The organism is Pseudomonas protegens, from assembly GCF_003363755.1.
Taxonomy (GTDB): Bacteria; Pseudomonadota; Gammaproteobacteria; order Pseudomonadales; family Pseudomonadaceae; genus Aquipseudomonas; species Aquipseudomonas danubii.
The window spans coordinates 2,750,484-2,762,924 of sequence record NZ_CP031396.1 but is presented as its reverse complement, the minus strand read 5'-3'; the positions used below and the strand labels follow the sequence as shown (position 1 = coordinate 2,762,924).

The window sequence follows — 12,441 nt, the reverse complement described above, 5'->3', positions numbered from 1 at the left end:
GCAGTGGTAGAGAAAATGGAGTGGGTGCGCCGGTGTCGAATCAGGCGTCGGGTGGCAAGTGCTGGAGCCAGTGCGGTGGCAGTCGTCGCTGCTGGCACAGGTGGCGCAAGCGTTGGCGCTGGGCCTGGCTCAACAGCTCGAAGGCGATGGCATGGGGCAGCCCGTCGCTGACACTGCGGAACGCCGCCAACTGTTCTTCCATATGCTCCAGGGCCAGTTGGTTGAGGTCGACGCTGTGGCGCTGGGCCAGGCCTTCGATGCGCCCACTGTCCAGGCCCATGCCCAGGGTCTTGAGCAGCAACTGGTGAAAGGCCCGGTCGTGGTAGTGGCGAGCGGGAAAGGGGTTGTCCAGGGCGAGGGCGGCGAACACTTCACGGTTGTTGGTACGTCCTGCCTGGAGCGCCAGTTCGAGGCTGCGACCCTCTGTGTCGAGGTCGTCGAGGACCCTGAGCAGCACGCTTTTTTCCTGGTCGTCGCCCCACAGAAACAGCTGGCGCAGCAGGGCCAGTTGATCGCCCCCGGCCTGCTGTTCCAGCAGTTGCTCCAGGAGCAAGGCGCGGGCCAGTTGAGTCCGGTTCCAGCCTGGGCTGGCGCTGACCTCGGCGTTGCCAAAGCGACGCTTGCACTGGCTGCTGAGCAGCACCAGGGTGTTGGCCGACGCTTGGCTGGCCAGTTGCTCCAGGGCGGCGTGCCACCAGCGGCGGTTCTCGTCGTCGAGCTGGTCGTCGAGTTGGCGGCGGCGTTCGGCAAAGGCCTCATGGCGCATGACGAGCGGGAGCGAGGTGGGGAAAGTGACGTCCATGGTCATGTCGGCTTGATCCAGCGTTGAAGGTGGGGCAGCAGAAAGAACACCAGCACGCACAGCAGGCTGCCCAGGGGTTGATTGGCCAGGGCCAGCACCAGGGCATCGAACAACGGTAGGGCGGCGAGGCCGGCACCGATAAAGGCACGAATCTGCCGCTGTTGCGGGTTGGCCAAATGACGCCGGTAGTGCCAGCCCAACCAGCCCAGCCACAGCAGCAGGACCAGCCAGAACACCCCGTTGTCTGCGTAAGCGGCGAGGGCCAGGGGGCTGAGCATCAGCAGCAGCGGCAGGCGGCTGAGCAGTTGGTTGCGATGCTCCAGTCGGGCCAGGTAGGTCAGGCCGGCGATGTAGGTGCCCAGCAGCGCGGCACACAGCCACAGCGGCTGCGGTGGCATGGCCAGGCTGGCGGCGGCGGTCAGGTACAGGGCCGAGCGGCAGCCGCCCATGAGCCAGACGCTGTGGGGGTATTTTTTGTGCAGCAGGTTGTAGGCCAGGATGAACAGCAGCAGCAAGCCGGCGCTGGCCAGCAGCCAATGGGGCTGCGCGATCAGGTGGCTCAGGCCCAGTACCGACAGCGCCGCCAGCAGCAACAGGGCAGCGGTGGCCAGGCTGACCTGAGTCCGGCTGACCAGGCCCAGGACAATCGGCCGCGGGTTCTGATGTTGCTGGTCCCAATCGGCATCCAGCAGGTCGTTGAGCAGCATCCCGGCCAGGTACAGCGCCGAGAGCGCCACCAGCAGCAGGGTCCACACCAGTGGCGAGGGCGGTGCCAGGGTGGTGGCGCTGCTGGCCAGCAACGCGGCGGCCAGGGCGTTGGTCCACACCGTCGGCAGGTTGGATACCCGGCCCAGGGTCAGCCAGGTGGTCAGGGAGGAGTGGCTCATTGGGCGCAGCCTTCGGTCCAGGCGAAGTCCGGCCCACCGAAACTGCTCAGACGCAGCAGGGCCTGCTCCATGACCGGCAGTTCGATGTGGTGCACATCGGTGGACTGGCCCAGGCGGTTGAGCATCGGGATCGACAACTGGCCCCCCAGGTGCTGGCGAAACTCCTCCAGCCCCAGCAGCACCAGGGAGCGGCCCTGGGCATCCTGCAACCGCAACTCCGGCGGGCACAGGTTGAAGCCGAGCTTGTCCAGCAGCTGCAACAGGCGCTGGGTTTCAGCATGGCTCAGCAAGCCGGTGGCATTGGCATAGAGCGCGTCCAGGGCCATGCCCACCGCCACCGCCTCACCATGGCGCAAGCGGTGCTGGCTGAGGTTCTCCAGCTTGTGCGCAGCCCAGTGCCCATAGTCCAGGGGGCGGCCATTGCCCCGTTCGAAGGGGTCGCCGGCCCCGGTGATATGCCCCAGATGCAATTGCGCACAGCGGAAGATGGCGTAGCGGCTGGCGCTGTGTTCAAAGCTCGCCAGGGCCTCGGCCTGCTGCTCCATCCACTGGAAGAATGCAGCGTCCTTGATCACGGCCACTTTCACCGCTTCGGCCAGCCCGGCGATCTGGTCCCGGGGCGACAGGCTGAGCAGCAGCTGGAAGTCGTTGATCACTGCCGTGGCCGGGTAGAAGGCGCCCAGCAGGTTCTTCTGGGCGAACGCGTTGATGCCGTTCTTGACCCCGATGCCGGCGTCGTTCTGGGCCAGCACCGTGGTCGGGATGCGGATCAGCCGCATCCCCCGATGAAAGGTGGCGCAGGCATAGCCGACGGCGTCCAGTACCGCGCCGCCGCCCAGGGCCAGCACATAGCAATGGCGGTCCAGGCCGTGTTCAAGCATGTGGGCATACAACTGCTGGAGCACGTCCGGGGTCTTGCTCAGTTCGCCCGCCGGCACCGGGATCGGTGCGGCCTGCAGATGCAGGTCGGCGGCGTGGGCGCTGAAATAGGCGTCGATCTGTTGCGGCAGTTGTGGGCAGCACTGCAGCAATTGTTCATCGATGAACACCAGCACGGTGGTGCGTCCCTGTTGCGCCTGGACCAGTTGCCGGTGCAGGCAGGGATTGTCGGCCTGGAAAATGTGATCGGTGAACAGCACCGGGTAGTGGTAGCTCACCTCGAAGCGTCCTTCCAGAGGATGGTTTTGCTCCATCGGCGGCTGCGCAGCGCGAGGCTTGAGCAGGCTGCGGGCGCCCAGGACCAGCCCCGGCAGCACCATGCTGGCTAGAATGGTCGCCAGCAGTGCGTTCTGCTCCACCAGCAAACTGCCGATGGCGGCGTAGGCCAGGGCCAGCCCGGCATTGGCCAGGGTGGTGACCAGCAGGAACTGGCGCAGTGGATAACGCTGCATGCCCGCGGCCAGCACCGAGGTCTCTGCCAGCACTGGAACTCCGCGCAGGCAGATCAGCGACAGGGTGCTGAGGCGATAGGCCAGTTGCCCCGGCTGCCAGCTCCTGAGCCCCAGCCAGTTGGACAGCAGGCGAAAGTAGCCGGCCCCCAGCCAGTAGCCCAGACAGGCTCCCAGGCACAGGCCGATGAAAATCACCAGATAGCCGCCAACGGCGCCGAGGACCGCAACGGCCAGCAGCGCCACCAGGCTGGAAGGCACCGGCAAGAGCACGTCCAGGGCCAGCAGGGTGACCAGCAGCAGAGCGAGGCTGGTGCGTTGCACGGGATCGGAAGGGAGGAAGTTGCCAAGGTGATTCAGCAACTGTTGGATCTGTTGTTCAAACAGCAGGAAGCTGGCGACCACCAGGATCGAAAACAGCACTAACGAGAGCCAGTAATTTTCGGCCGCACCCTTGAATGAAAAAACTCGAGGCAATGAACTGCGCTTCATCAAGCATCCCTCTTGATTAATATGACTAATTCCGTGTCAGTCTCAGCTGGGGCAGGCGGGGGGCGTCCGGTTATTGAGTTCCTCGACAGTTTTTTATTGGTTTTCTGGCGGCTGAAGAGCACTTCAGTGGCGAGTAGCTATCAACTTAGCCAAGGTCGCTGGATTTGCAAGTAAGGTGATTGAAGTGGCTCGCAAGGCTCTTTTCTGGCGCGCTGGGAAAGTATCGAGTTCTGCTGTTGATACTGTTGCAAACACCCTCCCCAGGGACGTGGTGCAACCTTGTTGCTTGGCTTTAAGGGCAATGAATCCGGGGGGTGGGGAGTCCTGTGATAGGTGAGCTTGTTTTTTGTTATATGTATTATTCGCTTTGGCTATATTGAATTAGAGGTAACCGTAAGAAGTAAGCACTGAGATTTATAAGTGTTGATGTTATTAGGCGCGAAGCGACTCTTGGTAAAGCTCAAGGCAGGATTTGAAATAATCGGGGGTTAAAGCATTTCCATTAGTTAGCTATTGAATGTCGACCATTGTTAATGACGCCATTTATTTGACCGCTTTGAGTTGTGGCGACGAGAGTTTGGTCGCAACTAACAATTAGCCTGAATAACAAGAATCATTCGTAAGTAGTTCGGGAAGTTGTCTTGCTGGCGACAACAGGCGGTGTGGCGTCCTTGCCCGTGGATATCTGTCTGGGGCATGCCTGCCCAGACACAAACGGCGGTGAGGCTGAGCTCACCGCCATCGTCGGCGCAGAATGCAAGCGATCAGGCCGCGAGGAACTCTTCGGTGGACAGGACATCGGCGTAGGCGAATGCCAGGGCCGACATCACCGCGCTTTGTACTTGCGCCGCCGCTACTCGCTGGCCGTTGAACTCCAGGTCGAGGGTGGCACAGGCGTCGTGTATCACCTTGACCGGGTAGCCCAGGTCGGCAGCGGCCCGTGCGGTGCCCTCTACGCACATGTGGCTCATGTTGCCCACGATCACCAGTTCATCGATGCCCTGTTGCTGGAGGATCGCCTGCAGCTCGGTTTCCCGGAACGAGTTGACGAAGTGCTTGAGCACCACGGGTTCGTCGGCGCGGTTCAGCACCTTGGGGTGCAAGTGCGCACCCTCGGAGCCTGGGGTGAAAAAGGGCGCGCTGTCGGAGGTGAATTCGTGGCGGATGTGCACCACCGCCTGCGCCTTCTGGCGAAAGGCCTGGATCAGCCTTGCCGCGTTGTCCGCCGCTGCGTCGACCCCGACCAGGGGCCATTTGCCGTGGGCGAAGTAGTCGTTCTGGATATCGATTACGATGAGCGCCTGTTTGGCCATGGGTGTTGCCTCCAAGTGAGTGGATAACCTGGGGCCCAGTATCGGTGGCCCTTGCTCCCAGGAGGATTGGCCGCATCGACATTAACAGGGGGAAAACTGACAGTGGGCATTCAAGGCTCGGTCGCCGAACTGGGCGTACTGCTTTATCCCGGGGTGCAGATGGCGGCAGTGCATGGTCTGACCGATCTGTTCGAAGTGGCCAATCGGATTGCCGGTGAGCAGCCCCTGGCGCAACTGCCGCGGTTGCGGGTCAGCCATTGGCAAGCCTCTGAGGCACAAGGCCCACGGCGGATCTATGACAGCCAGGAGGGAGAGAGCGGCAAGCTACTGGCCGTGGTGATACCGCCTTCGTTGGCAGGTTTTTCCGCAAACCAGTCGTCCTCTGCCCTGGTGAGCTGGTTGCGCCAGCAGCATGCGGCCGGCGCCACGCTTGGCGGGGTCTGTGTGGGCTCGATCCTGCTGGCCGAGAGTGGCCTGCTCGATGGCCGCAGCGCCACCACCCACTGGACCTCGGCCAAGGCGTTCGCCGCCCGTTATCCACAGGTGCGCCTGGAGGCCGACCAGCCCATAGTCGACGATGGCGACCTGATCACCACGGCCGGGCTGATGGCCTGGGCCGAACTGGGACTGCGCCTGGTGGACCGCCTGCTGGGGCCGAGCATCGCCAGTGCCACGGCGCGTTTTCTGGTGATGGAGCACAGCGACAGCGCCAGCCAGTGCGGTAGCAATTTCGCGCCGATCCTCAACCATGGTGATGGGGCGATCCTCAAGTTGCAGCACTGGCTGCAGGCCAATGGCGCGGTGGATGTGTCGCTGCCGACGATGGCGCAACAGGCGGGTCTTGAAGAGCGAACCCTGCTGCGACGTTTCCGCGCCGCCACCGGCCTCAAACCGACCCAGTACTGCCAGCACCTGCGGGTGGGCAAGGCGCGGGAGATGCTGGAGTTCACCAACGGCACCATCGATCACATCGCCTGGACCGTGGGTTACCAGGACCCGGCGACCTTTCGCAGCCTGTTCAAGAAAATCACCGGCCTGGCCCCCAGCGAATACCGCAACCGTTTCGGTGTGTCTCCCAGTGCCGCCAATCGAGGGCAATAGACCCGGCAGCGGTAAAGCCCGGCCCTGTAGCTGTTGGGAAGACCGGGCAATGGCCGGGGATTGACGCTGCCGCCTCTGCCAGCATGCCGGCTCCCGCAGGGGAGGGTCAGTGCTGGATGAGTTTGTTGCGCAGGGCCTGGGCGGCCTCGGGTTCCAGTTCCAGCCACCAGTGTTGGGTGCCGCCGATCTCGGCCGCGGCGGGCAGGCCGTCGCGATACACCAGGCGGTTGCCACTGAGTGCCGCCACCTTGGGCCCGGGCAGCAGGGTGCCGGCAAGGTTCAGCGGGTCCACGCCACACACCGCGATCAGGCTGCCGTCATGGGGCCGGCGGCGTACCTCCCGTAGCAGCGGGATGGCTTCCGGCAGGGCGAACTGCTCGCCGGCCAGACCGCTGACAAAGCGCCCGCCACGGATCTCTCCCCGGGCTTCCAGCCGATGGAAGGTGCGCAGCAGTTCGCGCCAGCTGGGCAGCCAGTCCGCCTCGCGTTCCAGCAGTCGCCAGAACACCACGCCGTAACGGCGCAGCAAGGTCATGGCCACCTGTTCCAGAGTGGCTGTCGAGTCTTGAGTCGCTGAACGACGCAGCAAGGCCCAGCGTCCGGCATCGTCCATGCCACCGACAAAGGCCCCGCGACCTCGTCGGCTGCTGCGGTTCTGGCGTTTGCTCGCCGGTGTAATCAGGGCGCGCAGCCCGGCGAAACTGTCGGCGTTCACCAGGCCGGCGCCCACCAGTTCCTGGAGCACGCTTTCCAGTTCGCTGCGCAGCAGGTGGGCTTCGTGCAGCAGCTCATCGAAAAACAGAGCGCCTTGCTGGCTCAGTACGCTGTGGACTTTCTGCGCCCTGGGCGAGAGCTCGTGGCTGTCGGCCGGACAGGTCAATGCGCTCCAGAGAGCGGCCTGGGAGCGTGGCAGCAGCACGATCGGCGTGCTGCGCAGGGCGCTGCTGGCGGTCTTGCCCGTGCTGTTGATCCGGCTCCAGACCACCTTGCCGCTACGGCACAGCTCATCCAGCCAATTGGCGGAGTAATCCTTGATCCGCGCCGGCAGCAGGTCGCTGTCCCAGGCTGAGGCCGCCGCCGGGTAGCCTGCGAGCTGGCTGACCACTTCGGCGAGCATGGCGCTGCCCTGGCCCTGGGTGCCTGGGGACAGGTGCTGCCAGTCGAACAGGAAGCGCATGAAGTCCTGCAGGGCCACCGGTTCGATCTCCCGGCGCAAGCGCTTGACCGTGTAGCGGTGAATTCGTGCCAGCAGGTGGCGTTCGCACCACTGCTCTTCTTGGCAATCGGGGCTGAAGCGCCCCCGCAGTACATAGCCTTCGGTTTCAAGCTGGACCAGGGCCTGGGTGATTTGCCCGGGAGGCAGCCCAGGGGGGCGGCGATCTGGCTCAGGGTCTGGGGGGCAAAGCCGCTGAGGCGCGCGCGAATCAGTTCCACTCGCGCAGGTTCCGGGTCCCAGGCCTGATCGAAGCCGGGTACGGGGTTCAGGGCCGGCTGCAGAGGCGCTTGGGGATACAGGGCTTGCAGGCAGGTAATGCGTTCCAGGGCCAGCCATACCTGTTCACTGGGGCCCACCGGCAAGCGGCAGGCACGGCCTTGGGCTGCCAGGGTTGCGAGCCATTGCGGCCACTGGGGGTTGGCTTGGGCTTCAGCCTCGCTGATGGCGGCGAGGCTCATCAGGGCTTCGTGCATTTCATCGACCGTGGCCGGGTTTGGCCACGCCTCTTCAGCCACGGCGGTTATGGCGTCGGCATCCAGCGCGCCAAGGTCGTCGGTGGCTTGCGGGTCGCTCCAGCGCCGCGCCAATACCGCCTGAGTGCGGCGCTCTTCAAGGGGCGCGTCATCGAGAAAGGTGTAGGGCTTGGCGCTGAGAATTTCCGCCGCCAGGGGCGAGGGCGCCGGCAACTCGCGGCTCAGCAGGCGCACCTGACCCTGTTCCATGCGCCGCAACAGCTGCAGCCAGCCTTCGCTGTCCATGGCGTCGTGCAGGCAGTCGTCGAGGGTCTGTTCCACCAGCGGGTGATCGGGGATTTCCCGTTCGCCGGCGAGGTTTTCCAGGCAGGCGATCTGGTCGGGAAACACACTGGCGATCAAGTCTTCGCTTTTCATCCGCTGGATCTGCGGCGCCACTTTGCGCCCGCCGCTGTAGCGCGGCAGTGCCAGGGCGATCCCGGCGTTCCAGCGCCAGCGCACGCCGAACAGTGGGGCGTCCAGCAGCGCCTGGATGAGGAGGTGCTCGGCGCTGTTGCTATGCAGATACCGCCAGACTTCATCCAGGGCGAAGCTGTGGCTGGTAGACAGCGACAGGACGATGGCGTCCTCGCTGGCGGCAGCCTGCAGTTCGAAGTTGAAGGTGCGACAGAAACGCTTGCGCAGGGCCAGGCCCCAGGCGCGGTTGATGCGGCTGCCGAAGGGGCTGTGGATCACCAGTTGGGTGCCGCCGGATTCGTCGAAGAAACGCTCCATGATCAGCGTGTCCTGGGACGGCAGGGCGCCCAGGGCCAGGCGCGCGGGCGCCAGGTAATCCACCAGTTGCTCGGCGCTGGCGCGGTTCAGCCCCAGCGCCTGCTGCAGCCAGTCGATGGCCGGTTGCAACTGGCCCGGCGTCGCGCCGAGCAGGGCGTCGAGTTGCGCCAGCAGGCGGGCCACGGCGCTGGACAGCTCGGCACTGCGCCCCGGGGCCTCACCGAGCCAGAAGGGGATGTTCGGCGGCTGGCCCTGGGCGTCCTCGACCCGCACCTTGCCGGCTTCCACCCGCAGGATGCGATACGAGGTGTTGCCCAGCTGGAACACGTCGCCGGCAATGCTTTCCACGGCGAAGTCTTCGTTGACGCTGCCGATGTTCAGGCCCTGAGGTTCCAGCAGCACGCTGTAGTCGGCGTTGTCGGGAATGGTGCCGCCGCTGGTGACCGCCGTCAGCTTGGCCCCACGACGGCCGCGCAGGGTGCGGGTCAGGGCATCGCGATGCAGATAGGCGCTGCGCAGGCCCTGGCGACCGTTGAAGCCTTCGGCAAGCATCTGCAGCAGGGCCTGGTAGTGGGCCTGATCCAGGTCGGCGTACGGCGTGGCCCGGCGCAGCAGGTCCAGCAGCGCTCCTTCCGGCCATTCCTGGCAGCTGACTTCGGCGACGATCTGCTGGGCCAGCACGTCCAGCGGCGCATGGGGAATCAGCAGACTGTCCAGCTCGCCGCGGTGCACGCAGTCCAGCAGAGCGGCACATTCGATCAGGTCGTCCCGGGTCAGGGCAAACAACCGGCCCTTCGGGGTGCCGCCGACCTGGTGGCCGGAGCGCCCGACGCGCTGTAAAAAGGCCGAGATCGAGCGCGGCGAGCCGATCTGGCACACCAAGTCGACATCACCGATATCGATGCCCAGCTCCAGGGAGGCGGTGGCAATCAACACTTGCAGGTCCCCGGCCTTGAGCCGCTGCTCGGCCTCCAGGCGCTGCTCCTTGGCCAGGCTGCCGTGGTGCGCGGCCACCGCCTGTTTGCCCAGGCGTTCGCTCAGGTGCCGGGCCAGCCGCTCGGCCAGGCGTCGGGTGTTGACGAAAATCAGCGTGGTGCGGTGTTCCCGGCTCAGGGTGGCGAGGCGCTCGTACACCAGCTCCCAGACATCATTGGCCATGACCGCCGACAGCGGCACCGGGGGTACTTCGATATCCAGGTCCCGGGGGCGGGCATGGCCGATGTCGACGATGTCGCAAGGCCGCTCATGCCCCACCAGAAAACGTGACACGGCCTCGATGGGTTTCTGCGTGGCCGACAGACCGATGCGCAACAGGGGCTCGGCGCACAGCGCCTGCAAGCGCTCCAGGCTCAGGGCCAGGTGGCTGCCGCGCTTGCTCCCGGCCAGGGCGTGGATCTCGTCGACGATCACGCTGCGGGTGCTGGCCAGCATCTTGCGTCCGGAGTCCGAACCCAGCAGCACGTAGAGCGATTCCGGGGTGGTGACGAGAATCTGTGGCGCGCTCTTGCGCATGGCGCTGCGTTCTTTCTGCGGGGTGTCGCCCGTGCGCACCGCGGTGCGGATGCACAGTTCCGGCAGGCCCATCAGACGCAGTTGTTCGGTGATGCCGGCCAGCGGCTGCTGCAGGTTGATCTGGATATCGTTGCTCAGGGCCTTGAGCGGCGAGACGTAGACCACCAGGGTGGCGTCCGGCAACTGGCCGCCAGCAGCCAGGCCCTGGCGCACCAGGTCATCGATCACGGCGAGAAAGGCGGTGAGGGTCTTGCCCGAGCCGGTGGGGGCGGCGATCAGGGTCGAGCGGCGCTGGGCGATCAACGGCCAGGCGCGGGCCTGGGCCGTGGTCACGGCGGCAAAGGTGCGCTCGAACCAGGCGCTGACGGCGGGATGAAAACCGTCCAGGACCGGGTTCATGGATTCGGCGAGGGTCATGGATGGGTTTATGCGGCCGCTCGGGGCAACTTGCAAGTAGCGTGCTGTGCAGCTGGCGTCGCAGTCGGCGCTGAGGGCACAAGGTCGCACCGACACTTTCTCAGTGACGCTTGCGCCACAAACCCGCAAAATGCAACGATTCCGGCAATTCTCGACGGTCAAACCCACGGGACTGGCCGATCCAAACCATCGTTCTGAACAGACTGGGCCTGCTGACTCTATGCGAATGCGCCTTATGTTACTGGGCGGCGGAAATGCCCTTGGGCAGGCGCTGATTCGCCTGGGTGCGGAGGAGGACATCGGTTTCCTCGCCCCCCGTCCGCCGCAAGACGGTTGGGATGCCGCGAGCCTCACGCAACTGCTCGACGACACCCGCCCGGATGCCTTGATCAACCTGGCTTACTACTTCGACTGGTTTCAGGCGGAGACGGTGAGCGAGGCACGCCTGAGTGCTCAGGAGCGCGCGGTCGAACGGCTGGCGGAGCTTTGCCAGCATCACAACATCATTCTTGCGCAGCCTTCGAGCTATCGAGTGTTCGACGGTTCCCGGGCCACCGCCTACAGCGAGAAAGACGAGCCGGTGCCCCTGGGGCTGCGCGGTCAGGCACTGTGGCGGATCGAGCAGAGCGTTCGCGCCACCTGTCCGCAGCACGTCTTGCTGCGTTTCGGCTGGTTGCTGGACGACAGCTCCGACGGCATTCTCGGGCGTTTCCTGGCCCGGGCCGAATCCCCGGAAGAACTGTTGATGGCGGACGACCGTCGGGGCAATCCGACCCCGGTGGACGACGCCGCGCGGGTGATCATCTCGGTGCTCAAGCAGCTCGATTGTGCCGCGCCGCTGTGGGGCACCTATCACTATGCCGGCCAGGAAGCGACCACGCCCCTGGCTCTGGGCCAGGCGGTGCTGACGGAAGCACGGCAACTGCACCCGCTGGCCATCGAGGCCCCGACTGCCCAGGCCCATGCCGCTTGTGGCGATGCTGCCGAAGAACCGCAGCACGCGGTGCTGGCCTGCAAGAAGATTCTTCATACCTTCGGGATCAAGCCGCGCGCCTGGCGTGCCGCGCTCCCGGCCTTACTGGATAGGTTTTATCGTCATGGCTGATGGCCCTGTATTGATCACCGGCGGCGCCGGTTTCATTGGTTCGCACCTGACCGACGCCCTACTCGCCAAGGGCTACTCGGTGCGGGTGCTGGACGACTTGTCCACTGGCAAACCGAGCAACCTGCCGCTGGACGACCCGCGGGTAGAACTGATCGAGGGCGACGTCGCCGACGCGGGGTTGGTGAGCCGTGCCATGCAAGGCTGTTGCGCCGTGGCGCATCTGGCGGCGGTGGCCTCGGTACAGGCCTCGGTGGACGATCCGGTGCAGACTCACCAGAGCAATTTCATCGGCACCCTGAATGTCTGCGAGGCCATGCGCCAGTGCGGCGTCAAGCGGGTGTTGTTCGCCTCCAGCGCGGCCGTGTACGGCAACAACGGCGAAGGCCAGTCCATTGATGAGGACACGGCCAAGGCGCCGCTGACCCCTTATGCGGCGGACAAGCTGGCCAGCGAGCATTATTTTGATTTCTATCGGCGCCAGCATGGCCTGGAACCGGCGATCTTCCGCTTCTTCAATATCTTCGGTCCGCGTCAGGACCCTTCCTCGCCCTATTCCGGGGTCATCAGCATCTTCAGCGAGCGGGCCCAACAGGGGCTGCCCATTACCGTGTTCGGCGATGGCGAGCAGACGCGGGACTTTGTTTACGTCGGTGATCTGGTGCAGGTGCTGGTGCAGGCCATCGAGGCACCGCAGCTGGAAGTGGGGGCGGTCAACGTCGGCCTGAATCAGGCCACCACCCTCAAGCAGATGCTTGCGGCCCTGGCCGAGGTGGTCGGCGAATTGCCTGCCATCAGCTACGGTCCGGCCCGGGCCGGTGACATCCGTCATTCCCGCGCCAGCAACCAGCGTCTGCTGCAGCGCTTCACGTTTCCCGAGCCGACTCCGATGAGTGTCGGCCTCGCCCGCCTGATGGGGCGCTGAGGGAAAGTGCAGGCATGAAAAAGGCGCCTTTCGAGGCGC

Annotated in this window: 7 protein-coding genes and 1 pseudogene; 3 read left to right on the top strand and 5 right to left on the bottom strand. The window is 64.9% G+C overall.

Features of this window, described 5'->3' with window-relative positions:
* Nucleotides 1-40 precede the first annotated feature (40 nt).
* The 4 genes from DWF74_RS12290 to DWF74_RS12275 form a co-directional block, all read right to left on the bottom strand.
* Nucleotides 41-808, bottom strand: coding sequence for an EboA domain-containing protein (locus DWF74_RS12290; protein ID WP_115581037.1), 768 nt, complete (start codon nucleotides 806-808; stop codon nucleotides 41-43).
* Nucleotides 805-1,689: a UbiA family prenyltransferase gene (locus DWF74_RS12285; protein WP_102865274.1), complete on the bottom strand. Its 885-nt coding sequence runs from the start codon at nucleotides 1,687-1,689 to the stop codon at nucleotides 805-807. Before DWF74_RS12285 ends, DWF74_RS12290 begins: the two co-directional genes overlap by 4 nt.
* Nucleotides 1,686-3,569 carry a 3-dehydroquinate synthase gene (locus DWF74_RS12280; protein ID WP_102882389.1) on the bottom strand — a complete coding sequence of 628 codons (1,884 nt, stop codon included), beginning with the start codon at nucleotides 3,567-3,569 and terminating at the stop codon, nucleotides 1,686-1,688. Before DWF74_RS12280 ends, DWF74_RS12285 begins: the two co-directional genes overlap by 4 nt.
* A 764-nt stretch (nucleotides 3,570-4,333) precedes the next feature.
* Complete coding sequence (locus DWF74_RS12275) at nucleotides 4,334-4,882, bottom strand: cysteine hydrolase family protein (protein ID WP_102865276.1); 549 nt, start codon at nucleotides 4,880-4,882, stop codon at nucleotides 4,334-4,336.
* A gap of 159 nt (nucleotides 4,883-5,041) precedes the next feature.
* Between DWF74_RS12275 and DWF74_RS12270 the strand changes: the two genes are divergently transcribed.
* Complete coding sequence (locus DWF74_RS12270; RefSeq protein ID WP_243433865.1) at nucleotides 5,042-5,983, top strand: GlxA family transcriptional regulator; 942 nt, start codon at nucleotides 5,042-5,044, stop codon at nucleotides 5,981-5,983.
* Between the two features lie 106 nt (nucleotides 5,984-6,089).
* Here the strand turns inward: DWF74_RS12270 and DWF74_RS12265 are convergent.
* Nucleotides 6,090-10,375: pseudogene (locus DWF74_RS12265) on the bottom strand (DEAD/DEAH box helicase).
* Nucleotides 10,376-10,595: 220 nt separating this feature from the next.
* Here DWF74_RS12265 and DWF74_RS12260 point away from each other — a divergent pair.
* Nucleotides 10,596-11,480: a sugar nucleotide-binding protein gene (locus DWF74_RS12260; RefSeq protein ID WP_102865279.1), complete on the top strand. Its 885-nt coding sequence runs from the start codon at nucleotides 10,596-10,598 to the stop codon at nucleotides 11,478-11,480.
* The gene (locus DWF74_RS12255; RefSeq protein WP_115581036.1) at nucleotides 11,473-12,402 is read left to right on the top strand and encodes an NAD-dependent epimerase/dehydratase family protein; all 930 of its coding nucleotides are present in this window, start codon (nucleotides 11,473-11,475) and stop codon (nucleotides 12,400-12,402) included. The genes DWF74_RS12260 and DWF74_RS12255 overlap by 8 nt, the downstream gene beginning before the upstream one ends.
* Nucleotides 12,403-12,441 lie beyond the last annotated feature (39 nt).

Bases quoted from the DNA above. Each gene is read 5' to 3' on its own strand.
- DWF74_RS12275 (WP_102865276.1), bottom strand. From the start codon at position 4,882: ATGGCCAAACAGGCGCTCATCGTAATCGATATCCAGAACGACTACTTC.
- DWF74_RS12280 (WP_102882389.1), bottom strand. From the start codon at position 3,569: ATGAAGCGCAGTTCATTGCCTCGAGTTTTTTCATTCAAGGGTGCGGCC.
- DWF74_RS12255 (WP_115581036.1), top strand. From the start codon at position 11,473: ATGGCTGATGGCCCTGTATTGATCACCGGCGGCGCCGGTTTCATTGGT.
- DWF74_RS12260 (WP_102865279.1), top strand. From the start codon at position 10,596: ATGCGAATGCGCCTTATGTTACTGGGCGGCGGAAATGCCCTTGGGCAG.
- DWF74_RS12290 (WP_115581037.1), bottom strand. From the start codon at position 808: ATGACCATGGACGTCACTTTCCCCACCTCGCTCCCGCTCGTCATGCGC.
- DWF74_RS12270 (WP_243433865.1), top strand. From the start codon at position 5,042: ATGGCGGCAGTGCATGGTCTGACCGATCTGTTCGAAGTGGCCAATCGG.
- DWF74_RS12285 (WP_102865274.1), bottom strand. From the start codon at position 1,689: ATGAGCCACTCCTCCCTGACCACCTGGCTGACCCTGGGCCGGGTATCC.